The organism is Pseudomonas sp. PDM03, assembly GCF_014852385.1.
Lineage (GTDB): Bacteria > Pseudomonadota > Gammaproteobacteria > Pseudomonadales > Pseudomonadaceae > Aquipseudomonas > Aquipseudomonas migulae.
Window position 1 is genome coordinate 220067 of the sequence record NZ_JACVBM010000001.1, and the last position, 22404, is coordinate 242470.

The 22404-nt window shown below is 57.7% G+C and carries 20 protein-coding genes; 14 read left to right on the forward strand and 6 right to left on the reverse strand.

Annotated features, from left to right (window positions below; genetic code table 11):
- Positions 1-42: 42 nt before the first annotated feature.
- From IB254_RS01020 to IB254_RS01030, 3 genes are all read right to left on the reverse strand, one after another.
- On the reverse strand, positions 43-1191 hold the full coding sequence (locus IB254_RS01020) for a hybrid-cluster NAD(P)-dependent oxidoreductase (RefSeq protein WP_192415856.1): 1149 nt from the start codon (positions 1189-1191) through the stop codon (positions 43-45).
- 3 nt (positions 1192-1194) lie between these two features.
- Complete coding sequence (locus IB254_RS01025; protein WP_192415858.1) at positions 1195-2451, reverse strand: aromatic ring-hydroxylating oxygenase subunit alpha; 1257 nt, start codon at positions 2449-2451, stop codon at positions 1195-1197.
- Positions 2452-2589: 138 nt separating this feature from the next.
- Complete coding sequence (locus IB254_RS01030) at positions 2590-3528, reverse strand: LysR substrate-binding domain-containing protein (RefSeq protein WP_192415860.1); 939 nt, start codon at positions 3526-3528, stop codon at positions 2590-2592.
- Between the two features lie 414 nt (positions 3529-3942).
- Between IB254_RS01030 and IB254_RS01035 the strand changes: the two genes are divergently transcribed.
- The 11 genes from IB254_RS01035 (at position 3943) to IB254_RS01085 (ending at position 16232) form a co-directional block, all read left to right on the forward strand.
- Positions 3943-4656 (forward strand): GntR family transcriptional regulator, encoded by a 714-nt coding sequence (locus IB254_RS01035; RefSeq protein ID WP_008033405.1) that lies wholly within the window; start codon positions 3943-3945, stop codon positions 4654-4656.
- The gene (locus IB254_RS01040; protein ID WP_192415862.1) at positions 4653-5564 is read left to right on the forward strand and encodes a dihydrodipicolinate synthase family protein; all 912 of its coding nucleotides are present in this window, start codon (positions 4653-4655) and stop codon (positions 5562-5564) included. Before IB254_RS01035 ends, IB254_RS01040 begins: the two co-directional genes overlap by 4 nt.
- Positions 5557-7074: an aldehyde dehydrogenase gene (locus tag IB254_RS01045; RefSeq protein WP_192415864.1), complete on the forward strand. Its 1518-nt coding sequence runs from the start codon at positions 5557-5559 to the stop codon at positions 7072-7074. Before IB254_RS01040 ends, IB254_RS01045 begins: the two co-directional genes overlap by 8 nt.
- Positions 7071-8417 (forward strand): NAD(P)/FAD-dependent oxidoreductase, encoded by a 1347-nt coding sequence (locus tag IB254_RS01050; RefSeq protein WP_192415866.1) that lies wholly within the window; start codon positions 7071-7073, stop codon positions 8415-8417. Before IB254_RS01045 ends, IB254_RS01050 begins: the two co-directional genes overlap by 4 nt.
- 72 nt (positions 8418-8489) lie before the next feature.
- Positions 8490-9338 (forward strand): glycine betaine ABC transporter substrate-binding protein, encoded by an 849-nt coding sequence (locus IB254_RS01055; RefSeq protein ID WP_008038804.1) that lies wholly within the window; start codon positions 8490-8492, stop codon positions 9336-9338.
- Positions 9339-9412: 74 nt separating this feature from the next.
- Positions 9413-10531 carry a quaternary amine ABC transporter ATP-binding protein gene (locus IB254_RS01060; protein WP_192415869.1) on the forward strand — a complete coding sequence of 373 codons (1119 nt, stop codon included), beginning with the start codon at positions 9413-9415 and terminating at the stop codon, positions 10529-10531.
- Positions 10528-11376, forward strand: coding sequence for an ABC transporter permease (locus IB254_RS01065; protein WP_008038802.1), 849 nt, complete (start codon positions 10528-10530; stop codon positions 11374-11376). The genes IB254_RS01060 and IB254_RS01065 overlap by 4 nt, the downstream gene beginning before the upstream one ends.
- The gene (locus tag IB254_RS01070) at positions 11373-12224 is read left to right on the forward strand and encodes an ABC transporter permease (RefSeq protein ID WP_192415871.1); all 852 of its coding nucleotides are present in this window, start codon (positions 11373-11375) and stop codon (positions 12222-12224) included. The genes IB254_RS01065 and IB254_RS01070 overlap by 4 nt, the downstream gene beginning before the upstream one ends.
- A gap of 12 nt (positions 12225-12236) precedes the next feature.
- Positions 12237-13235, forward strand: coding sequence for a 4-hydroxyproline epimerase (locus IB254_RS01075; RefSeq protein WP_192415874.1), 999 nt, complete (start codon positions 12237-12239; stop codon positions 13233-13235).
- A gap of 114 nt (positions 13236-13349) precedes the next feature.
- Entirely contained in the window at positions 13350-14333 is a 984-nt protein-coding gene (locus IB254_RS01080) for a GlxA family transcriptional regulator (RefSeq protein WP_192415876.1), read from the forward strand.
- 501 nt (positions 14334-14834) lie between these two features.
- The gene (locus IB254_RS01085; protein ID WP_008033386.1) at positions 14835-16232 is read left to right on the forward strand and encodes an MFS transporter; all 1398 of its coding nucleotides are present in this window, start codon (positions 14835-14837) and stop codon (positions 16230-16232) included.
- Between the two features lie 95 nt (positions 16233-16327).
- Here IB254_RS01085 and IB254_RS01090 read toward each other — a convergent pair whose 3' ends face one another.
- Complete coding sequence (locus IB254_RS01090) at positions 16328-17029, reverse strand: hypothetical protein (protein ID WP_192415878.1); 702 nt, start codon at positions 17027-17029, stop codon at positions 16328-16330.
- 133 nt (positions 17030-17162) lie between these two features.
- Complete coding sequence (locus IB254_RS01095; RefSeq protein WP_192415880.1) at positions 17163-18080, reverse strand: LysR substrate-binding domain-containing protein; 918 nt, start codon at positions 18078-18080, stop codon at positions 17163-17165.
- A 382-nt stretch (positions 18081-18462) separates the two neighbouring features.
- Here IB254_RS01095 and IB254_RS01100 point away from each other — a divergent pair, with 382 nt between their 5' ends.
- From IB254_RS01100 to IB254_RS01110, 3 genes are all read left to right on the forward strand, one after another.
- Entirely contained in the window at positions 18463-18915 is a 453-nt protein-coding gene (locus IB254_RS01100) for an Ohr family peroxiredoxin (RefSeq protein WP_192415882.1), read from the forward strand.
- A 240-nt stretch (positions 18916-19155) separates the two neighbouring features.
- A complete protein-coding gene (locus tag IB254_RS01105; RefSeq protein WP_008033385.1) occupies positions 19156-19614 on the forward strand; it encodes a MarR family winged helix-turn-helix transcriptional regulator in 459 nt (152 codons plus the stop codon).
- A gap of 161 nt (positions 19615-19775) precedes the next feature.
- Complete coding sequence (locus IB254_RS01110) at positions 19776-20471, forward strand: tRNA (adenine(22)-N(1))-methyltransferase (protein WP_318653011.1); 696 nt, start codon at positions 19776-19778, stop codon at positions 20469-20471.
- Between the two features lie 339 nt (positions 20472-20810).
- Here IB254_RS01110 and IB254_RS01115 read toward each other — a convergent pair whose 3' ends face one another.
- Positions 20811-22397: a class I adenylate-forming enzyme family protein gene (locus tag IB254_RS01115; RefSeq protein ID WP_192415886.1), complete on the reverse strand. Its 1587-nt coding sequence runs from the start codon at positions 22395-22397 to the stop codon at positions 20811-20813.
- Positions 22398-22404: the final 7 nt, after the last annotated feature.

A 22404-nucleotide genomic window follows, 5' to 3' on the forward strand; every position in this document is an offset into this window, starting at 1 on the left:
CCAAGGCTGGAGCGTAGACCACATTGAGCGTTCTGATGGACCCTACAAATCGATGACCAGGTCTGACGTTGGCTTACTGCAGCACAGCAGGCGCAGTCCCTTGTCGATTTCACGCTGGCGGATGCCGCCGTTGTGGTTCATCGCCACCGTGCCTTGCAGCACCGCCGTTTTACAGGTGCCGCAGACCCCTTGGCTGCAAGAGGAGGGGATGATGGCGCCGGCCTTCTTCGCTGCGGCCAGCACGGTCTGGTTGCCCGGCATGCTGAAGGTTTTACCGGAGCGGGACAGCGTGATCGTAAACAGGCTCTCCGGCTGATCGAGCACGCAGGCCGTTTCGATCAGAGGGGCCTCATCCAGTGCCGTGATATCGAAGCTTTCCTGGTGATAGTGCTGGAAATCAAAGTTTCCCTGTTTGAGTAGCGACTTGACCGCGCCCATGTAACCTTGCGGCCCACAAGTGAACACTTCCCGCTCCTTGAAGTCCGGCACCTGTTCGCTGAGCAAGGCCAGATCCAGGCGGCCAATCGGCCCGGCCCAATCCGTGCTGGAGCCGTGTCCTTCGCAGATATTCACGACATGAAGTCCCGGCATGCTGGCCTGCATCCGTGTCAGTTCTTCATGGAAAATAATATCGTCGGGGGTTCGTGCACTGTGCACGAAGACGATATTCAGTCGGGCTGCCAGGTCGAAACCCGCGCGGGTCATGGACATCAGCGGTGTCACGCCGGAGCCCGCCGATAGATAAAGCAGCTTGTCGGCTGGACGGCCTGTCGGTGTGAAGCTGCCCGCAGGGCCTGAGGCAAGCAGCCTGTCGCCTTCGCGCAAGTGATCGTGCAGCCAGTTCGATACGGTCCCGCCGGGAACACGCTTGACCGTAATCGACAGCGCAAAAGGGCGGGTGGGCGACGATGACAACGTGTAGCAGCGCGACACGCGTTGCCCCGAGATGGTCGGCGATACAGTAATGAACTGCCCTGGCTCAAAACTGATGGCGCTGAAATCCGCACTTCGAAAGGTAAAGGTTTTTACGTCGTGGGTTTCGTCGCGTACGGCGCAACAGTGCAGCGCTTTTTGCTCGCCACTGTTCCACTGCGCACCGTAGGTGGCCCACGTGTCCGGATGGGTGAATACGTTCGGTGCAGACACGGTGTTCGCTGTAAGCGGCGGCTTTTCAAGGAGGGTCATGGTCATTGCTCACACTCCCTGTGCGGCAAGCCGCGCGGCGTACCAGCGAGAGAATTGATCCACGTAGGATTCGGTAAATGCCGAGAAGGGGCCTGGTGAGTAGCCGGGATCTTGCGTACCGCTGTGGGTGATCGCGACAAGGTTGGCGTCCTGCTGATTGGTGGCTTTCCAGACCTCGGTCAGTTTCTCGATGTCGTAATCCACGCCCTCGATGGCGTCGGCATGGACCAGCCATTTGGTGCGCACCAACGTCTTGCCGGGCGCGAGCGGGATGATGTACGAAATGACCGCGTGATCGCTCATCACATGCGTCCAGGAGTTATGAGTCCACAGGTGAACGTCGCCGAGATCGCGGCGGGTCAGGTCACCAAACAGCCGCGTGCAGGCCACCCGAGTGTCGAGCGTTTGCGATTCGCCATTGCCGGCAATGACCAGCCGCTGCGTGCGGAACTGGGTCACCGCGTCTGTGTCCAGGTGCTCCACTGCGTCGCAGATAAACCCGTCACGTTCCCAGCTGCGTTTGGCTGCCGCATTGCGTTCTTCATATTCATCCAGCGCTTGCAGCGATTCCTCACTCAGACCTTCAGCGCAGAACCCAAAATCTTCCGGGAGGAATGAAGCGGTTAATTCAGGGTGCGTCGCAGAGCAGTGATAACACTCGCGATTGTTTTCAATGACCAACTTCCAGTTACCGTCTTCAATGAGCTCGGCTTCATAAGCAATCTTCGAATACGTGAGGTTGTAGGGCGCCAGCCGGGGCGCCATGGTTTGTTCCAGATAGGCGATGTCTTCCGGTGGCTGGTCACCCAGGCAAACAAACACATGAGTGCCGACCACTTTCGTATGAACACGAGTCAGGCTTTTGCAGGTCGGATCGAAATCCTTGCCCATGTGAGCGGCATGCTTGAGGCTGCCATCAAGGTCGTAGGTCCACTGGTGATACGGGCACACGAGCATGCCCACCGTTGATTTGCCTGCCTGCTTCAGGCGCGCTCCGCGATGGCGGCAAACGTTGCGAAACGCCTGCACCTGCTCGTCGTCATCGCGAACGAGGATGATCGAGGATTTGCCGATGTCTATGGTCGAAACATCCCCAGGCTCCAGGATGTCCGCCGTCACGCCGACCAGAATCCAGTGCCGGGTGAAAAAGATATCGACGTCGCTGTCGAAAATGTCCTGACGCCCGAACAACGCGCCATGCATGCCATGGCCTGGGGTACGTGCAGTCACCAGTTCTTGTTGGGATTTCGCGACGGTAGTTGTCATCTGTTGCCTCACGGGGGCGATGTTGAATCGTCAGCAAGTGACGGTGAGGTAAGTATCAAAATGGTCCGGATTTGCGTCAATGCGCTTTAATTTCACCCTCGCATAGCTAAAAGTTATGCGAAGAATCGACAACTGACCTTAGTGTGAAAGTAGCGACTCATCGCGCAACCAATCGACGATGGCGTGCACCAGCGGGGTTATTTCCCGGCCGTTCGGAACAATCAGGTAATAGGCATCTTTTGGTTTCACCGCATAGTCAGTAATCCGCACCAGTTCGCCGCTCAGCAATAGCGGACGCAACAAACGGTTCCAGCCCAGCGCGACGCCATAGCCCTGCAGCGCGGCCTGCACCGTGTCGTTGTAACTGCTGCAACGCAGGCAGTAATTCACCTTGGGACGACTCTCGCCCAGCTCCTTGAACCAGCTGTTCCACGTCATCCAGCCTTCGAGCGTGGTGTCCGAATCGATCAGGTCGATGTGCAGGAAGTCGTCGACCGATAGCGGGGCAGGGTGCGTGGTCAGCCAGGCGGGGGAACATACCGGGAACACTTCTTCGTCAAACAGGAAAATCGCCGTGCCGTCTTCCCATTTTCCATTGCCGAAGCGCACGGCGATGTCGACGTCCTGCCGGTGCACGTCCGGATTGTGGACTTGGGTGATCAGGCGCAATTGCAGCTTGGGTTGCGACAGGCGCAATGCAGCCAGCCGGGGCAGGATGCGCAGGTGTGAAAACGCCGCGGTGCAGGCGAGCACCAGTTCCTGCTCGGGAATCCCCTCGGAAATCTTGTCGAACACGTTCGCCATGCGCTGCATGGATTCGGCGACCACCGAATACAGCACGTAGCCTTCGCTGGTCAGTTTGATCGCCCGGTGCAGTCTATGAAACAGACGGGTGCCGAGGGTTTCCTCCAGGTATTTGACCTGCTTGCTGACGGCCGCCTGGGTCACGCCCAGTTCTTGTGCCGCCAGCGTGAAGCTGCTCAACCGCGCGACGGCCTCGAATTCCATCAAGGCCGTCATGGACGGTATCAGTCGGCGGTAGCCCTTGACCTTCTTACTGGTTTCTTCACTGCCCATCTTGGTCGATCCTGAAGGAGAACGGAGCCGCTCAACCGGCGACACACTATCGCTTGTTCCGTTGCTCGCCGGGAAGTGCTCGCAAAGCCGTGTCGCAAACGCCTTGCGCCATGTCGCTACGGGTCAACCGGGCTGCTGGCAAAGTGCGCTTGGCAATAAGCTTTATGATGGAATGATCTAGAAATAAGCATTCCAAAAACGACGTGTTTCTTTTCTGTAACCGACTAGTTCATTTTTGAGGTGAACGCATAACTAAATGAATTAAAAAGAAATTAATCGAAATCGCGTTGTGTTTTTCCTGTGTTTTCTATGTATACACAAGAAATACAATCTATTGACCGACCCAAAAACCCGTGCGAGTCTCGACTCATCAGTCAGCCGCACCTGACCGCAAAACTGCCCTTGGAGGTCGTTGTGAAAAACGGCAAAACCAGTCTTTACGAAGATCTGAAACGTCAAATCCTGACGATGGAACTGGACCCTGACGAAGCGCTGGATGAGGTCATTCTCAGCGAGCGATATGGCTTGTCCCGCACGCCGGTCCGGGAAGTATTCCGACGCCTGGCCGGTGAAGGTTATGTCGACATTCGGGAAAACCGCGGTGCCCGGGTGATTCCAATGAATCACTCGACCCTGCGCAATTTCTTCCTCGTCGCACCGATGATTTACGCAGCCGTTGGCCGTCTGGCCGTTCAAAACTACAAGCCGCGCCAACTGGTCGATTTGAAGGACACGCAGCACCGGTTCCGCATCGCCACTACCTCAAGGGATGCGCTGGCCATGGTCGTCGAGAACAACCGCTTCCACGCGATCATGGGCGAAATGGCCGGCAATCAATACCTCCAGCCCAGCCTGGAAAGATTGCTGATTGATCACTCCCGTATCGGTAATACCTTTTTCCGGCCTCAAAACGAGGACATGGAAGAGCGTCTTGAGCTGTCGGCGGGGCACCACGATTTGTTTATCGAGGCGATTGAACGCCGCGATGAATCCGCAGTAGTCGATCTCGTGTTTGAGCACTGGGAACTGTCCCGGGAAAACATGGAGATTTTTATCGCGCCCCAAGGCATCAAGGCGGACGCGCTCGTTGATCTTCCACGCAATTCATTTCCGGAGAAATCATCTTGAAATTTGAAGGCATCTACACCCCCGCAGTGACACCTCATAAACCGGATGGGGAAATAGACTGGAGCGTGTACTCCGAAGTACTGGAGTCGCTGATCGAGGCGAAAGTGCATGGCATTATCATCGGCGGCTCGACCGGCGAATATTATGCGCAGACCTCGGAAGAGCGTACCGAGCTTGCCGCTTATGCCAAGGATGTCATCGGCAGCCGGGTCCAGTTGATCGTCAGCACCGGGGCCATTCGTACCGAAGATTCGGTGCAATACGCCAAGGATGCCAAAGCGATCAAAGCGGACGCCATTCTCGTCACCAGCCCGCCGTACGCGCTGCCGACTTCCCAGGAAAACGCGATCCACGCGTTGACCATCGATCGCGCTGCCGACCTGCCGATCATGCTTTACAACTACCCCGGCCGCATGTCCGTTTCGATGGACGAGGATTACCTCACCCGTGTGAGCACCTCCAGGAATGTAGTTGCCATCAAGGAAAGCTCCGGCGACATGGGCCGCGTTCATCTGCTGGCCCGTGAATTCCCGAACATCGCGCTGTCCTGCGGTTGGGATGATCAGGCACTGGAGTTTTTTGCCTGGGGCGCCCGAAGCTGGGTGTGTGCCGGTTCCAACTTCCTGCCAACCGAACACGTGGCGCTTTATGAAGCCTGTGTGCTCGAAAAGGACTTCGACAAGGGCCGCCGGATCATGTCGGCGATGATGCCGCTGATGAATGCCCTGGACGGCGGCAAGTTTGTTCAGTCGATCAAATACGGTTGTGAACTGGCCGGGCTGAAAGTAGGGGACGTGCGCTTGCCGCTGCAACCTCTCGACCTGGAAGAAAAGCAAAGCCTGCAAACCATCATTGCCAATGTGAAGCGCGACGTTGCACGCATCACATCAGGAGCCAGCCATGGGTGATCTCCTGACCAAGGCCGAATATGCCGCCATCGCCAAAGACATTTCGTTCCCCTGCAATGCCTTCATCAACGGCGCGTTCAAACCCGCGATCTCGGGCAAAACCTTCGCCACGAACAATCCGGCGACCGGTGAGTTTCTGGCAGACGTCGCCGCTTGCGCGTCGGCAGATGTCGATCTCGCGGTCAGCAACGCCAAGGAAACGTTTGAGGATGGCCGCTGGAGATCCATTTCTCCAAAAGAGCGCAAAACCGTCCTGTTGAAGTTTGCCGATTTGCTTGAACGGCATAGCCACGAACTGGCAGTCCTTGAGAGCCTCGACAGCGGCAAGCCAGTCAGCGAGTGCCAGTTGGTCGATGTGCCGGACACCATTCATACGCTGCGCTGGCACGCCGAGTTGATCGACAAGATTTATGACAACACCGCCCCTGTGGGCAGTGACGCACTGACCATGGTCGTGCGTGAGCCCATCGGGGTGGTGGGCTGCGTGCTGCCCTGGAACTTCCCGCTGCTGATGCTGGCCTGGAAAATCGGCCCGGCGCTCGCCGCAGGCTGTTCGGTGATCGTCAAACCCGCCGAACAGACCACGCTGACGACGCTGCGTGTGGCGCAACTCGCGTTCGAGGCGGGCGTCCCCGCCGGTGTGCTCAACATTGTCACCGGCACCGGGAAAGAGGTTGGCGAGCCGATCGGCCTGCATCACGACGTCGACATGGTGAGCTTCACCGGCTCCACCGCGACCGGCCGCCGTTTCCTGCACTACGCAGCCGATTCGAACCTGAAACGCATCGTTCTCGAGTGCGGCGGGAAAAACCCGGCCGTGGTGATGGACGATGCGCAAAACCTCGACCTTGTTGCTCAGCATGTCGTCAACGGCGCGTTCTGGAACATGGGCGAAAACTGCTCCGCAACCTCGCGGCTGATCGTCCACGCGTCTGTGAAAGATGAACTGCTGGAACGCATGGGCGCCTACATCCGCGAATGGAAAATGGGCGATCCACTCGACCCGCAAAACCGCGTCGGCGCGTTGGTCAGCCCCGAACATTTCGCGAAAGTGAAGTCGTACCTTGAGCATGCCAGCATCGGCAAACTTGACGTTGTGTACGGCGGTGGCACTGAAGACGGTGCGTTCGTCGAGCCGACCGTGATTGACGGTGTCGCGCCAGAGAGTCGGTTGTTCCAGGAAGAGATCTTCGGTCCGATTCTGTCGGTCACCACGTTCAGCTCGATTTCTGAAGCCATTACCCTCGCCAATGACACGGTGTATGGCCTGGCCGCCTCGGTTTACACCGGCAGCCTGCGCCGTGCCATCAAGTTGGCGAGGGAGATTCGCGCCGGGATCGTCACCGTGAACTGCTTCGGCGAGGGCGATGCTTCCACGCCGTTTGGCGGCTACAAGGAGTCCGGGTTCGGCGGTCGGGACAAATCGATTTTTGCCCACGATCAATACACCGAAATCAAAACCATCTGGATCGATGTGTCTGATCGGTCGGATGAAGAGAACGAAAAATGAGCACCCATACCATCAAGCGCCTTCCGGTAGATACCGGGGTTTCAGGTTGGGAGGCAATTTCCGTACGCACTGCGCCTGTCCGCCTGCTTGATGGCAACGTCACGGCGGACTGGCTGATCATCGGTGCGGGTTTTGCCGGGCTGTCTGCGGCTCGCAGGCTGGCGCAACTGCATCCGGGCTGCCGCATTGCGGTGGTGGATGCCCATGAAATCGCCAAGGGGCCGGCGGGCAGGAACTCGGGGTTCATGATCGATGTGCCGCACAGCCTTTCATCCGGGGAGTATTCGGTGGGCGGTGAGTCGGCAACGGCACTGGAAATTGCCCAGAACCGTTTTGCTATTGCGTTTGCCGCCGACGCTGCTCGTGAATATGGCATGTCTGCGCAGACGTTCGACCCTTCCGGCAAGATCAACGCCGCCGCCACCGAGCGGGGGATGAAACTCAATGACAACTATGCCAAATCGTTAAAAGGCATTGGCGAGCGGTTTGAAGTGCTGGACGCCGAGCAGATGCGGGACATCACCGGTTCCACTTATTACCACAACGGGCTGTATACGCCTGGTGCGGTGATGATTCAGCCAGCGCAATATATTCGGGATCTTGCAAACGGACTTGATCGGCAGATTGAACTGTATGAGCGTTCACCGATTGTGGAATTGTCCCGGGCGGGAATTGGCTGGAAGGCGAAGTCTCATCGTGGTTCCGTTAGTGCACCTAAAGTCATTCTTGCGGTCAATGGCCATATTGAAGACTTCGGTCACTTTCAAGGCCGGTTGCTGCATGTCTTTACTTACGCCTCAATGACGGCTGCTTATAGTCATGATGAATTTTCAAGGCCGGTTACCGGTAAAGATCGTTGGGCCTTATTGCCAGCGGACCCAATGGGCGCGACAGTTCGCAAGATAACTTCGAATGGACTTTCGCGGATTGTTATCCGCACCAAGTTTACCTACGACCCGAGTATTCAAGTCACACCGATGCGTGTTGCAGCGGTGGCCGAAGAACAACGGCACTCTCTGGACGCGCGTTTCCCGGAGTTGAAATCAACGCCGCTGGAGTTCAGCTGGGCAGGGCGGCTTTGCCTGAGTCGCAACAGCGCTCCCGCCTTTGGCGAAATCGAGGAAAACCTCTATTCCGCTTGCTGCGAAAACGGGCTGGGCACGGTTAAAAGCACATTGGCAGGCGTGATGGCTGCCGAATTGGCCAGCGGTCACCATTCACAGGTTTTGCAAAGTTTCAGTCAACTGCCAGGGCCTAGCCGGCTTCCACCAAAGATATTGACGATGTTGGGTGTCAACTCGGTTATTCGCTGGCAGGCGCTCAGAGCAGGTCGAGAAGGCTGAATAGTTTCAAACCACCGGCTTTTATTTCATAAAGGCCTAATCTCTAGTTTTAACCGTAGATCGGAGCACGCCATGAAAAAGATTTGGAAGGCAGTCTGCGCTGTCGCTGTGGCCGGCGTTATGTGTTTGCCAGTTCACGCCGAAGAAAAAAATATCACCATGGGTACTATGACGTGGGAGGACTTGACGCCAATTACGGGTATTACCAAGAAGGTGCTTGAAGACTCTGGTTATACCGTAAAAGTTGTGGAGTTCTCTGAGTGGGGCATCGCTTATGCGGCATTAAGCAAAGGTGATGTTCAAGTGCTGGCGTCGCAAACGGACTACGCGGCAAACGATTACTGGAACAAAAACAAGAACAAAATCGAGAAACTCTCGCCGGTTTCGTTTGGCCTCTACCAAGGGCTTGCGGTACCGAGTTATGTCGACATCGATTCCATCGACCAGTTGAACGCCAATTCGGAAAAACTGGGCGGCAAGATCATCGGTATCGAACCGGGTTCCGGCCTGATGAACGATGCGACCAATGTGGTTAAAGCCTATGACCTCAAGCTGAAACTGGTGGAAGGCAGTACCACGGCAATGACGGCGGCGTTGAAGTCGGCAGTCGACCGTAAAGAGCCGGTGGTCGTCACCGTTTGGGATCCGTCCTGGATGACCAAGAAATTCGATCTCAAATTCCTGAAAGATCCAAAAGGCATTTTCCCGCCGCTGCAAGGCTACTACTGGATCGGCCACAAAGGCTTCGCTGAAAGCAATCCGCGTGCGCGTGAACTGATGGCGAGCGTGTACGTGCCCATCGCTGACATCACCGCGATGAACGCCGAAGTCAAAGATGGCAAGACCATGGAACAGGCCATCAAGGGCTGGACCGATAGCCACAGCGAGCTGCTCAAGCGCTGGGAAAATATCAAGAACTGATTGCTGATGCCTTACGCCACTGCCGCCCTTTGATTCATTAGAGAAACCAGAAAACTGGTTCACGGGTTACGAAAATGACAACGGCCAAAATAGACACTAACGAAGTGCTGATAGATTGCCAGTCAGTCTGGAAAATCTTCGGGAAAGCCGCACCGGCAGCGATGAACGTTGTCACTCAGCAAGGGCTGACCAAGACTCAGATCCTGCAAAACTACGGCTGTGTGGTCGGGGTCTCCGACGTCAGCCTCCAGGTTCGACGAGGCGAAATCTTCTGCATCATGGGCTTGTCCGGCAGTGGCAAATCCACCTTGATCAGGCTCCTCAACAAACTGATCACGCCGAGCTCAGGCAAAGTGCTGGTCAAAGGCAAGGATCTGTCTTCCCTGACACCGGCGCAACTTCGAGAGGTGAGGGCGCGTCACATCGGCATGGTCTTCCAGAGTGTGGCGTTGTTGCCCAATCGAACGGTGCTGGAGAACACGGCATTCGGCCTGGAAGTGCAGGGCGTCGGCAAGGCTGAGCGGTACAAAGTGGCCGAGCAGGCACTGGCCAAAGTGGGGCTGAGCGAATGGTCATCGCGTTACCCCACGGAGTTGTCTGGCGGCATGCAGCAACGTGTCGGCCTGGCCCGCGCCATTACTGCCGACCCTGAAGTGATTTTGATGGATGAGCCGTTCAGTGCGCTTGATCCATTGATTCGCCGGCAGTTGCAGGACGAGTTTCGCCAGCTGACCAAGGAGCTTGGCAAGTCCGCGGTTTTCATCACTCACGACCTGGACGAAGCCATCCGCATCGGTGATCGTATCGCGATCATGAAGGATGGCGTGATCATCCAGGTCGGCACCGCCGAGGAAATCGTGCTTAACCCGGCGGACGATTATGTCGCGGAATTTGTGGCAGGTATCTCCCGGCTGCACCTGGTCAAGGCGCACTCGGTCATGACGCCGGTCGAGCCTTTCAAGGTCGCAAACCCGGGATGCGACATTTCCAGGCTGAGCAAGACTTCGCTGGGCGCAGACATCAACGAACTGATCGGATTGACGATGAAGTCCGAGCGCGACGCGCTGGCAGTCATCGACAACGGCGTGGTGGTGGGCATCATTACGCCGCGCGATTTGCTTCGCGGCGTTCAGGGCATTCCGAATGAATTCTCGGCCTCAACAACCGACACCGTTCTGGAGGCATCGACATGAGCATTCCGGACTTTTCCGATCAATTCGACGCGACCATCGACTCGAGCCTGGAATGGCTCTCGGACCATGGCGAGTTTTTGTTCGACGGTGTCAATGCACTGCTGACGGGCGTTTATAAAAGTGTGCTTTGGTGCATTGCCTATCCGCCGTATTACCTCGTCGCGCTGGCCATCGCCCTGATCGGATGGCGGGTGGTGGGCGCCCGGTTCGCGATTCTCGCGGGCCTCGCGCTGGTGTTCTGCGACGTGATCGGCTTGTGGCCAGAGACGGTCAGCACGCTTGCGCTGGTGCTGACGGCCACCGTACTGGCGCTGGTGGTCGCGATTCCATTGGGCGTGCTGGCCGGCCTCGCGCCGTCGGTTGATCGCGTGGTCGATCCGGTGCTGGACCTGATCCAGACCATGCCGCCCTACATCTACCTGTTGCCGGCCATCGCGCTGCTGGGCTACGGCCCGGCCACCGCACTGCTCGCCACTTTTATCGTGGCCGTGCCGCCGGCGATACGCCTGACATCCCTGGGGATTCGGATGACCCCGCGAGAGTTCATCGAGTTGGGCGATGCCAGTGGTGTCACGGGCTGGCAAATGTTTTTCAAGATTCGCCTGCCGTTCGCCAAGCCCAGCATCATGGCTGGGGTGAACCAGAGCTTGATGATGGCGTTCGGCATGGTGGTTATCGCCGGCATCGTCGGCTCCGGCGGGCTGGGTGAATCGATCTACGGCGCCGTTCGCACACTGGATATCGCCAAGTCGATCAACGCGGCCATCGCCATCGTCATTCTGACCATGATCCTGGATCGGTTAGCGCAGCACGCTGCCCGCTCGCGGATGGGAGAAAGCCAATGAGTGCCTCAGAACTGCAATTTTCCCCGGGCGAATTCCTGGCGCCCGCAGTCGATTGGCTGAACGCCAATCTGCACGGTGTGTTCAAAGGCATCAGCCAAGTCATCGAGGCGGTGCTGGGCGCGGTGGAGTCCACGTTGCTGGCGCCGCATCCTTATCTGTTCATCGCCATCGTCGTGGTCGGCGCGTTCTTTTTCGCCAACAAACGCGTCGCGGTGTTTGCCGCCTTGATGTTGGCGTTTTGCCTGTTCGCCGGCCTTTGGGCGGCCTCCATGCAAACCATCGCGCTGGTCTCGGTGGCGGTGTTGATCTCGGTGGCCATCGCCTTTCCGCTCGGTGTATTGGCGGCACGGGTAAAACGCGTGGATGAAGCCTTCCTGCCGATCCTCAACATCATGCAAACCGTGCCACCGTGGGTTTACCTGATCCCCGCGGTGATGCTGTTCAGCCTCGGGCGAGTGCCGGCGATTATCGCGACCATCGTCTACGGCATTCCGCCGATGCTCAGGCTGACCACCCTGGCGTTCAAACAGTTACCGAAAGACCTGCTGGAACTGGGCCAGGCGTCCGGCGCTTCACCCCGGGACATTCTGTTCAAGATCGAACTGCCGACCGCCGCGCCGACGCTGTTGGTCGGGCTCAACCAATGCATCCTCATGTCCCTGGCGATGGTGGTGCTGGCGGGCCTGGTCGGTGCCGGTGGACTCGGTGCCGAAGTGACGCGAGGTCTCTCCAGAATGGAGATGGGCCTGGGGCTGCGTGCCGGTCTGGCGATCGTCGCGGTGGCTCTGTTGCTGGACCGGCTGACACGCGGCGCGTTGCAGCGTCACTCCCCACGCGCACTTCTTTGAGAGACCTTCAGAATGAGACGTAGCTTTTTTTGTGTCGACTCCCATGCGTGCGGGAACCCGGTGCGGGTCGTGACCGGCGGCGGGCCTCTGCTGCCGTCCGTTTCGATGGCCGAACGCCGTGAGATCTTCGTGCGCGACCATGACTGGGTTCGCACCGCGCTGATGTTCGAACCCCGTGGGCACGACATCATGTCCGGCGTGATCATCTACCCGTCGAACCGCGACGATTGTGATTTTGGCGCATTGTTCATCGAAGTCAGCGGCTGCCTGCCAATGTGCGGGGCGGGTACGATCGGGTTGTCCACCGTGGTGATCGAAGAGGGCCTGGTCACGCCGCGCGAACCGGGTCGGCTGGCCATCGAAACACCGGCCGGACGTGTCGATGTCGATTACGTCATGAGCGGCGAATACGTGGACTCGATCCGACTGTTCAACGTGGCCAGCTACCTGCACAGCGCCGACGTGGTGGTCGAGGTGCCGGGCGTTGGAGCCTTCACCGTCGACATTGCCTATGGCGGCAATTTCTATGCAGTGGTTGAACCACAAGAAAGTTGGGCCGGCCTGACGGGGATGACGACCGCAGACATCGTCAGCCTGAGTCAGAAACTTCGCTCGGCATTGGCAGGCGTGGGTGATCCCGTGCATCCCGAAAACAGCCGGATCAGCGGCGTTCACCATGTCATCTGGTGCGACGACGAACACGGTACCGCCGCTGATGGCCGCAGTGCGGTGTTCTACGGCGACAAGGCGATTGACCGCTCTCCCGGCGGCACCGGGACGTCGGCGCGGATGGCGCAACTGGTGGGGAAGGGCCGGTTGCGCGTGGGCGAGACGTTTCGCAATGAGAGCCTGATCGGCACGATCTTCGAAGGCAAAGTCGAGTCTGCGGAGAAAGTCGGCTCATTCGACGGCATTCGCCCCAGCATCGGTGGCTGGGCGCAGATTACCGGGCACAACACCATATTTGTCGATGACAAGGACCCGCTTCGTCATGGCTTCCAGTTGGCGTGATCAGGTGTAAATGGCGCTAGGGTGTTTTGAGCGTCAGCAGGTAGCATTAGGTTTTATCTACGCCGTAACCGAGTGCCAAAAACTTTGATCGAACGACGCCAATTTAGCGGAGGCATGAAGGGGAAAAATCTTCGCTATCTGAACGACAACCCCGACGAGCCTGTTCAACTGACACGGACAGGCTTTTTGCTGCTCGAACATTTTTCGCTGCCGGCATTTACGCAGGCACTGGATACGATCGTCACGGCGAATCTGCTACGGCCAAAACTGTTCTCGTCGCGCACGTTCGGCTTGCACGACGGGGAGGTCGTCAGCGATCTGGGGCTGGTCATCCGGCCGGATGCGCGCATCGATTATTCCGTCGTGCACGAACTCGATCTGTTGGTCATTTGCGGTGGCTACAGAACCGAGCTGAAGGCCTCTGACGAGTTGACCAGTCTGTTGAAAGCGGCCGCCGACCATGGCGTGAGCCTGGCCGGTTTGTGGAATGGCGCCTGGTTCCTCGGGAGTGCCGGCTTGCTCGACGGCTATCGCTGCGCGATTCACCCCGAACATCGCCCCGCGCTCGCGGAAGTGGCGAAAGCGACGCATGTCACCAGTGAGCCTTTTGTCATTGATCGAGACCGGCTCACGGCGTCCAGTCCTTCGGGCGCTTTCCACATGGCGCTGGACTGGATCAAGAGCTTGCACGACAAGGCTCTTGTCGAAGGGATCGAGGACATCCTCGCGTTCGAAGAGTCGCGTTACCGGCGGATCAAACCAACGGAAAATGTCTGCGTGAGCGCACCCTTGCGCGAAGTGGTGAAGCTGATGGACGCCAACCTCGAAGAGCCTCTGGAGCTGGAGCAGTTGGCCGTTTACGCAGGCCGTTCTCGGCGCCAACTCGAGCGTCTGTTCAAGGAACAACTCGGCACCACGCCTCAGCGTTATTACATGGAATTGCGGATTACCGAAGCGCGGCGCCTGCTGCAGCACACGGAACTGTCCCAGGTGGATGTGCTGGTGGCCTGTGGTTTTGTGTCACCGAGTCATTTCAGCAAGTGCTACAGCTCGTATTTCGGGTACAGGCCGTCGAAGGAAAAACGGCTGGTCAAATAAGCCCCCTCGAAAATGGTCGGAGCGAGCCTGCTCGCTCTTACCATTCAAATGTTCGCCACGACATGCGTTGTCGTACGACTATCTGATTTTCAAATACCCACGGCCACACCCGGACCACTAATCTCTTCAAGGGCGGCGCAGCCTTTGCCGTTCGGCGAGTTGTACGTCGAGACGAACGGCCATTTTCCGGATTGACAGCCGGGTAGGGGAGTCGTTATAAAAGGCGTAGTTGTACGACGACATACGATGTTACACCCCTAAAAACAAAAACCGGGTCCCATCATGAACTCAATCCGCATTCCAGCCTTCCCGCATACCGCTTCTTGTGGTCCGGTCCTGATTGCCTGCCCAGGCGCTCAGTCATCCCCGTTATCTGTAGCAACCCCCCGATTGCACGTGCTACTCGTCTGACGATAGCCACAGAGCAGTTCGCTGCGCGTAAGAATTGATCTCGCTTGAAACCGAGAGATCATCACCACAATCCAATAATAAAGTGATGCCATGAATCTGAACGAGCCCATCAATGCGCAACGTGTCGGCCAGTCCGTCGGCAAGTATCGCTGGACGATCTGTGCGCTGTTGTTCTTTGCCACCACCGTCAATTACCTCGACCGCCAGGTGCTCAGCCTGTTGGCGCCGGATTTGTCGACGCAATTTGGCTGGAGCAACAGCGACTACGCCAACATCGCTTCCGTTTTCCAGTTTGTGTATGCGATATCCATGCTGTTTGCCGGCCGTTTCGTCGACAAAATCGGCACCAAGAAGGCCTACATCATCGCGATCGCTGTCTGGTCGACCGGCGCCATGATGCATGCCTTTTCAGTGCCGATGGGCGAGGGCATCGCGGCGGTGAGCAGTGCGTTCGGTCTTGCGGTGATCCCGGTCTCGATCGCCGGTTTCATGCTGTCCCGCGCCGTGCTGGCGATAGGCGAGGCGGGTAACTTCCCGATCGCGATCAAGGCCACGGCCGAATACTTCCCGAAGAAGGAACGCTCCTTCGCCACCGGTATCTTCAACTCCGGTGCCAACGTGGGCGCGATCCTGGCGCCGATCTGCGTGCCGCTGATTGCCGCCCTGTGGGGTTGGGAAGCGGCGTTCATCGTGATCGGCATGCTGGGCTTTGTCTGGGTGGCCGTGTGGATTGCGCTGTACGAAAAACCTGAAAATCAAAAACGTCTCTCGGCAGAGGAACTGGCCTTCATCCGCAGCGACGCGCAGGTGATTGCCACCCCGGCACCGGGCGTTGCCGAGAAAAAAGTCTCGTGGTTCAAGTTGCTGACCTACCGCCAGACCTGGGCGTTCGCCTTCGGCAAATTCATGACCGACGGTGTGTGGTGGTTCTTCCTGTTCTGGCTGCCAACCTACCTGTCGGCGCAGTACGGCATGAAGGGCGCGGCCATCGTGTTGCCTTTGGCCGTGCTGTACAGCATGACCATGGTCGGCAGTATCGGCGGCGGCTGGTTCCCGAGCTATTTCATGGCACGTGGCGATGCGCCGTATGACGGCCGGATGAAAGCCATGCTGGTCATCGCCTTTTTCCCGCTGCTGGTGTTGCTGGCTCAGCCACTGGGTTACATCAGCTTTTGGGTACCGGTGATATTGATCGGTATCGGGGCGTCGGCGCATCAGGCGTGGTCGTGCAATATCTTCACCACCGTGTCTGACATGTTCCCGCAAAAATCCATCGCGTCAGTGGTAGGCATTGGCGGTTTGGCCGGCGGCATGGGCGGGGTTGCGATGACGAAGCTTGGTGGTTGGGTGTTCGACTACTACAAATCGATCAACGATATTCACACCGGCTACATGATCATGTTCGCCATCTGTGCGGTGGCCTACCTGGTGGCGTGGAGTGTGATGAAACTGCTGGTACCGCGCCACAAGGAAATCACCGATCTGTAATCGGCTGGCTTGAGAGGTTGAACCGGTAGACGGCGGTTATCGCCGTCACCGGTTCCGTTTCACCATTCACCGCCCTTCAGTTCAGGGGGCGCAGGTCAGGTACGACTCGCCATGCGCCGTTTCACCCTGTAGCAGTCATTGATATCGAGCGCTTTCTGGTAAAACTCCCAGCGCTGCGCGCGGTTACTGTCACCCTGCAGCCGGTAAATCTCCGCTTGATAATCACGGCTGCTGCCCCATTGCATTGCCATGCCCACGGGCTCTTCGCGTCGACACTCAAGCTTTACAACCGGCTGCGGAAAGTATTTCTCATAGAGGGGCATGCTGGCCTCGATCGCCTGCAGCGCTGTCTGGTATTGGACGGTGTCCGTGAACGCCACGCACCAGGACGAAATTTCGAGTGCCGCTGGAGCAAAGCCATGCACCAGACTTTGTTCGAACAAGGGGCAAGCCTTCTCCTTTATCACGTCGCTCGGATGGAGCATCACGTAGATCAACGCCAGACGATACTGCGCTACCGGATGCTCAAGCGCTGCGGCTTGCTCCAGCAATGTGATCGCAGGCCTGAGCAACACTCCCGCTTCGTCGACCAGCGCCATTGAGCGCTGCTTCTCCTCGGCACTCGCCGTGGGAAAATTGGAAGGCACCGCTTCAAGCTTGCTATTGGCTTGCTGCAGATACGGGACAGCCTGTTGGTAGAGACTCTCGGAGCGAGAATCTATGGAAAACGAACTCGCCATGCACAGCGACGGCATCAGACTCGCCAGCACGGTGATGCAACTGCGATGGATAAACATGGGGACTTCCTTGTGTCACGCGTCTTGAGTGTTGCGCAGGATACTGAGAACTCCGCATGGGGACCACTTTCAGGCGTGAGCGATCAGGATTCTGGTGACGATAATGGACGCGCTTGAATGACGACTCGAACCTTCACCCCTTGGCCCGATGACGCAAGCGTGAATACGAAATCAGCATGCTGGTCAGTTCTTGCGTGACCTGGGTGAAGGGTGACACTCGACGGCTGATCAGGCACACCTCGCACGACTCCAGCGGCTCGCTAATCGAAATGCTGGTCAGCGACGAGGAAAACAGCTTCATGCCGGGAAGCATGCCGGGCTCAATGGTCAGGTAGTCCGTCTCAGAGATGATGTGCAGGATTTCCAGCAGCGACTCGGTCGTGATCGCGATTTTCGGAGGCGGCAAGCCTTGGGCTTTGAACAGCTCGATCAGATGCTTCTCCGCGCTACCGGCAATCCCCGCCGGGCGGACGCTGATCCACTGGCAATCGGCGAGGTCGCGCACTGAGCGAGCCTCCGCCAGGGGATGGCCCTTGCGCGCTATGACGCTGGCTTTCGAGCGGTAAAGCCGCTCAATCTGCAAGTCGATATCGCAAACGTCGGCACTCAGTGGACACATCACAAAGTCGAGCCGGCCCGCGCGAATCATTTCGATCAACTTCTTCGTCTGGCCACCGGCGACGTGCAACTGCACGTTTGGAAATCGGCGGGTAAAACTGTTGAAGACCGGCATCAGGCACGCAGCCAAGGGTTCCGTCGTGACACCCAATGCGATCTGACCTTCGGGCGCACCGTTGCATTGTCGGACGTCCTGTACTGCGCGATCACAATCCAGAATGATCGAGCGTGCCCTGGTCAGGAACACCTTGCCGGCCAGGGTCAGGCTGATGCCTTGATTGGAGCGCACCAACAAGGTGGCCCCCAGTTCTCTTTCCAGACTTTGAATCGACTCGGTCAAGGTGCTTTGAGCCGCTTCCAGCGTTCGCGCCGCCGAACGAAAACTGCCCATGTCGACCACTGAGCAGAACGCCCGGAGCTGGATCAGTTTCATGCAGCAGTGATCCAGTTGTTGCCGTTGTGGCCATGGGCAGCGTGAGAGACAGAGATTGTGCGGCTGCTTGCGGTGTTCATGGCGGATTCTCCAAACGGCAGGGTTATGGTGGCTTGCTATCGTTATCGATTAAATCGCATGCGATGTAGTTATATTCAAGTAAAGACCCCTTGATGTCAAAGCTCATGTCGCGACTTGGCGACGAGCGGTGATGGGCTTCATCTCTACTGGCGAAGGGCAGCTGGGTGGCCGGAAAAGCCGAAGGTGATCGGTTTTTCCGTCATTCCCGGTGCTTTTGTCGTGTCTATAAACTTAGCCAGGTCAGATAGTTACGTATCTTTAGTGCTATTTGACTTTAATAAAAAAACTCAAGGAATCACTGATGAGCAAAATCGAAAAAGTCTTGGCTACCGGCAAGACTCACACCACCCTGAGCAGCTCCGGCAACACTTCGCGCGGGCACAACGGCAACCTCGACATCGAACTCTCAACGCCGGGGAGCGCCAAACCGGCCCACGTATTTGCCGCCACCCAGCCGCACCCGACGGCCGAGCAGTTGTTTGCCGGCGCATGGTCGGCCTGTTACATCGCAGCGCTTGGTCTTGCGGCCAAAGAGTTGAAGGTGGCTATTCCGGCCGACGTGTCCGTCGATATCGAAATCGATCTGGGGCAAACCGGGAACGCTTACTTCCTGCAGGCCGGGTTCAACGTCAACCTGCCAGGCCTGCCTTATGAGGTCGCTTGCGCTGTTGCACATGCGGCGGATCAAATTTGCCCGTACTCGAAGGCCACGCGCGGCAACATTGATGTGTATTTGAATGTTCAAGTGTCGTAAGTCGATATGAAAAGCCGGGTTCAAGTCGCTGAGGCAAGTGAAAAGCCCAAAGCATGAAGACTTGATGCTGACGGCGGCAGTGTCCGTCGACGCACGGCTCCCTGGTGAGCTGTGCGCCGACTTTCACCGGTCTGTTGCACGTGGATAGCGAATACCAGATTAACGAGCACTTCCGATACCATCGCATGCGATGTATAGTCAGGCCTTGCGATTCATTTGTCTTTGGCCCGGAGAATGCTCATGAAACCCACTGAAAAGACATCCGCCCTCGACCTGAAGCTTTCCGACTTCCTGTGTTTTGCGGTCTATTCCTCCAACCTCGCCTTCGGCAAGGCTTACAAGCCAATGCTCGAACGGCTCGGACTCACCTACACGCAATACATCACCCTAGTGGCGCTGTGGGAGGAAGACAACCAGACCGTTGGCAGCCTCGGCGAAAAACTGTTCCTGGAATCCAACACCCTCACTCCGATCCTGAAGAAGTTGGAAGCCATGGGGTATGTGCTGCGCCAGCGCGACCCGGAAGACGAACGCCAAGTGCGGATCAGCCTCACAAAAGAGGGGCGAAAATTGCGGGAAGGTCTCTCCGAAGACGGCTTCCCGCAAACCGGTCTGGATGCCGACGACTTCGTGCAATTGCAGCAGGCAATCGTGAAGTTACGGGGCAACCTCATCCGTACGACGAAAGATCGGGAGTAGGGCGACTCAACCGTTCAAGCCTGTCTACCCGAAGGCAAGACGACAGGCAGTTCATCACACAACCCGCGTCGGCGCTTTACCCTGCCACCCCCACCAAGCATCATGTGCGGCCCGCACTCATGCCAACGGTGCCGGACATCCGTGGTGAAAAGGAACTGCAGTTGAACGAACAGACATTGTCCATGCGCCTGGAGCGCGTGGCTGCGCATATGCCAGCCGGTGCGCGCCTGGCCGATATCGGCTCGGATCATGCTTACTTGCCGGTGGCGTTGATGCGCCGTGGTGCCATCGCGTCGGCGGTGGCGGGCGAGGTGGCATTGACGCCGTTCCACTCGGCCGAACGCACCGTGCGCGAAAACGGCCTGGACCAGCACATCACCGTGCGTCTGGCCGATGGCCTGGCGGCAATCGAGCCGGGAGACGGGATCACCGCGATCAGCCTCTGCGGCATGGGCGGCGAGACGATCCGCGACATCCTCGACAGCGGCAAGGCGCACCTGAGCGGCCAGGAACGCCTGATCCTGCAGCCCAACGGCGGCGAGCAGCCACTGCGACAATGGCTGATGGAAAATGGCTACCGCATCCTCTGCGAGGAAGTGCTGCGCGAAAACCGTTTCGACTACGAAATCATCGTCGCCGAGCGCGCCGGACCGGTGACGTACACCGCCGAAGAACTGTACTTCGGCCCGCTGCAGATGCAGGCACGCACCCCGGCGTTCCTGGTCAAATGGCAGCGCATCCTGCGCCACAAGCAACAGACCCTGACCCAGTTCGCCCACGCGCGGCAGGCTGTGTCGGAGGAGAAGGTGCAGGATGTTGCCCGGCAGGCGCGGTGGATTAGTGAGTTGCTGGCTTGATACGTTTCCGGGGTTTGTACGGACGTTAGCTGGGCGGATATTCCTCAGAGGCGTAGACACATCTGGAGGGCCGTAAATGGTTGATAACGGCCTATAGTGAGGGGCAGCGAACGACCCATAGCTGCCCTTCGCGTAAGACTGCGATCGGCCAAAACTTGCCCACCGCAGTTAGATTGGCTCTGATGCGACACTGTTGCGCCCACTGAGCATCGTGAGCGCATGTCCCAGGTGCAACGTCGGTCCGCGTAAGCGCATGGAAACGGCCCAAATCGAATGGGTTCATGAGCATACTCGGTATAAATCAACTGATATCGGGGCAAGCAGCTGCTGTCCCGAACTTCAACCGATTTTGCGCAATGCACCTTGCCAGTATTTTTCGCGTACTTGCCGGCGTAGTACTTTGCCTACTGCTGAAGTAGGTAGTTCTTCGACAAATACCAACGACTTGGGCGCTTTGTAGCCACCCAGTCGCGCCCGTGTATGGTCAATCAAAGCCTCGGCGCTGACGGTCTCACCTTTACGCAAAACCACTTCGGCATGAACGGCTTCACCCCATTCCTCGTGAGGAATACCGACTACGGCAGCCATCATTACAGAGGGATGAGCGGCTAATGCCGCTTCAACCTCCACCGCGTACACATTGAAACCGCCGCTGATGATCATGTCCTTGAGGCGGTCGACGATGTACAGGTAGCCATCGGCATCGAGGTAGCCCAAGTCGCCGGACTTCCAAGCACCGTCCTCGAACTCTGCCACTGTTGCTTCAGGGTTCTCATAGTAACCTTTGATAATGGCTTTGCAGCGGATGCGAATTTCACCGGTTTCGCCAATGGACAACGGGTTTCCCTGCGCGTCTGCAATGAAAACCTCGACCCCGGGCGTTGGACGTCCGGCGGATGACAAGTGCTGCAATGTTGTAGCGCTATCCGGTTGGTGGGCGGCCTTGTTGAGCGTGGTTATCAGCATCGGGGATTCGGTGGCGGCATAACCTTGAGTAAAGATTTGACCGAAGCACGCCACCAGTTCCCCGAGTTTGTCAGGGCTCATCGGCGCTGCGCCGTAGATCAGTGTGGTAAGCGAAGAGAAGTCTTTTGGATCGCTTCGCTGCAACTCCAGCAGTCGGTAGAGCACGGTGGGCACCAGGAACGAATGAGTGACCCGTTCATGCTCCACCGTCCGCCGCCAGCTTTCCATGTCCAGGTGATTGAGGGTGATGTTGGTACCCCCGGCATAAACCGTCGGGATGAACTTCATCAGCGTCCCGTGGGATAACGGCGAGACGTGCAGCAATCGCGTCGTACCGCAGAACCCCAGGTCGGTATTGATGAACGCTGCGTCGCGACACGCCATCCAGTTGTCGATGGAGTACATCGCACATTTGCCCTTGCCGGTGGTGCCCCCGGTGAAGCGCAACATGCAGATATGCTCGTCGGTATCGAGACTCACCTCGTTGTCGAGATCGCAAGCGGCCTCCACCAGCGGCCAGAAACTGTGCACGCCGGGGAGGGCGGCTTGTTCGGTGGTGGGCGGGTCCATCACGACCACCTCGCATCCGCGATGGCGCAGCATTTCGTAATAGCTTTCCAGAAGGCGGGTCTCGAGAAACACGATCCGCGGCTTGACCAGGTCGATCTGGCGCGCATGCTCGTCGAGCGCATCGCGCAGGTTGGTCATGACCACCGTACCTTCCTGCTTGAAGGTGCTGGGAAACATCATCAGGCTGAGGTTGTCGTTTTCCAGGATCAGCATGAAGCGCTCACCCGCCCGCACCTTCAATGTGGTGCGCAGCACATCGGCGATGCGATTACTCAGCAGGTGATATTGCGCATAGCTAAAGCGTCGATTGCGCTCGATGTTGACGATTGCCTCGTTATCGCCATAACGCAATGCCAGCAAACGCATGATGCGGCAAAAATTCATTTTCATGGTTGAT

Excerpts from the sequence above, each read along its gene's own strand:
- IB254_RS01115 (WP_192415886.1), bottom strand. The coding sequence starts at position 22,397 with ATGAAAATGAATTTTTGCCGCATCATGCGTTTGCTGGCATTGCGTTAT.
- IB254_RS01075 (WP_192415874.1), top strand. The coding sequence starts at position 12,237 with ATGAGACGTAGCTTTTTTTGTGTCGACTCCCATGCGTGCGGGAACCCG.
- IB254_RS01105 (WP_008033385.1), top strand. The coding sequence starts at position 19,156 with ATGAAACCCACTGAAAAGACATCCGCCCTCGACCTGAAGCTTTCCGAC.
- IB254_RS01060 (WP_192415869.1), top strand. The coding sequence starts at position 9,413 with ATGACAACGGCCAAAATAGACACTAACGAAGTGCTGATAGATTGCCAG.
- IB254_RS01055 (WP_008038804.1), top strand. The coding sequence starts at position 8,490 with ATGAAAAAGATTTGGAAGGCAGTCTGCGCTGTCGCTGTGGCCGGCGTT.
- IB254_RS01045 (WP_192415864.1), top strand. The coding sequence starts at position 5,557 with ATGGGTGATCTCCTGACCAAGGCCGAATATGCCGCCATCGCCAAAGAC.
- IB254_RS01065 (WP_008038802.1), top strand. The coding sequence starts at position 10,528 with ATGAGCATTCCGGACTTTTCCGATCAATTCGACGCGACCATCGACTCG.
- IB254_RS01085 (WP_008033386.1), top strand. The coding sequence starts at position 14,835 with ATGAATCTGAACGAGCCCATCAATGCGCAACGTGTCGGCCAGTCCGTC.
- IB254_RS01070 (WP_192415871.1), top strand. The coding sequence starts at position 11,373 with ATGAGTGCCTCAGAACTGCAATTTTCCCCGGGCGAATTCCTGGCGCCC.
- IB254_RS01080 (WP_192415876.1), top strand. The coding sequence starts at position 13,350 with ATGAAGGGGAAAAATCTTCGCTATCTGAACGACAACCCCGACGAGCCT.
- IB254_RS01025 (WP_192415858.1), bottom strand. The coding sequence starts at position 2,451 with ATGACAACTACCGTCGCGAAATCCCAACAAGAACTGGTGACTGCACGT.
- IB254_RS01050 (WP_192415866.1), top strand. The coding sequence starts at position 7,071 with ATGAGCACCCATACCATCAAGCGCCTTCCGGTAGATACCGGGGTTTCA.
- IB254_RS01030 (WP_192415860.1), bottom strand. The coding sequence starts at position 3,528 with ATGGGCAGTGAAGAAACCAGTAAGAAGGTCAAGGGCTACCGCCGACTG.
- IB254_RS01095 (WP_192415880.1), bottom strand. The coding sequence starts at position 18,080 with ATGAAACTGATCCAGCTCCGGGCGTTCTGCTCAGTGGTCGACATGGGC.
- IB254_RS01100 (WP_192415882.1), top strand. The coding sequence starts at position 18,463 with ATGAGCAAAATCGAAAAAGTCTTGGCTACCGGCAAGACTCACACCACC.
- IB254_RS01090 (WP_192415878.1), bottom strand. The coding sequence starts at position 17,029 with ATGTTTATCCATCGCAGTTGCATCACCGTGCTGGCGAGTCTGATGCCG.
- IB254_RS01020 (WP_192415856.1), bottom strand. The coding sequence starts at position 1,191 with ATGACCATGACCCTCCTTGAAAAGCCGCCGCTTACAGCGAACACCGTG.